Source organism: Dactylosporangium darangshiense, assembly GCF_039537565.1.
Classification (GTDB): domain Bacteria; phylum Actinomycetota; class Actinomycetes; order Mycobacteriales; family Micromonosporaceae; genus Dactylosporangium; species Dactylosporangium darangshiense.
Map to the genome: position 1 here is coordinate 1 of NZ_BAABAT010000211.1, position 852 is coordinate 852.

Sequence of the window (852 nt, forward strand, 5' to 3'; positions counted from 1 at the left end):
CGCCCGGCATTGTCCGGCCGCAGTCGTGTGCGCGGACGCGTTCCACGTCGTGTCCTGGGCCACCGACGCCCTCGATCAGGTGCGCCGGCAGGCGTGGAACCTCGCCCGCCACGCGGTGGGCGGCAGCCAACGGCACGTGCAGGGACCCGGCCGGGCCACCCAGCGAGCCGTCGGCGAGGCACGCGCCCTGAAGCGGTGCCGGTGGGCGTTGTGGAAGAACCCTGACACCCTCACCGAACAACAGACCGCCAAGCTGGCGTGGATCGCCAGGACCAGCCCGATGCTCTACCGCGCCTACCTGCTCAAGGAAGGCCTGCGCGCAGTGTTTCAGATCGCCAAGGTCAGCCCAGACGATGCCGTGGTGGCGCTGGACCGGTGGACCAGCTGGGCCCGCCGCAGCCGGATCCCGGCATTCGTCACCCTGCAACGCCGTATCACCGCGCACCGCACGGCGATCCTGGCCACCATCAGCCACGGCTTGTCCAAGCCGGATCGAGTCAATGAACACCAAGATCCGGCTGATCACCCGGATGGCGTTCGGGTTCCACTCCGCCGACGCACTGATCGCCCTGGCCATGCTCTCACTGGGCGGCCATCGACCCACCCTCCACGGTCGATGACACCCCAACCAACCCACAGATCAGTCAGGAGAGCCGGTTAGAGATCTTTCGATATTTGAGTGACGCTTCGTCAGAGACGAAGGCCGGTGTGGTCGAGGAAGTTGAAGCACAAGTCGTAGCTGCTGCCGATGCGGTGCAGTCCGGTGTGTGCGGCGGTGTCGGCTTCGCTGATGTGTTCGGGGCAGAGGTTGGCCAGTTCGGTGGCTTTGAGGTTGCCCCAGACGAGTTCGAT

Annotated in this window: 1 pseudogene; it reads left to right on the forward strand. The window is 66.2% G+C overall.

The features are described 5' to 3' along the window. Positions 1 to 620, forward strand: a pseudogene (locus ABD901_RS58750) (ISL3 family transposase); the annotation flags it as partial. Positions 621 to 852 lie beyond the last annotated feature (232 nt).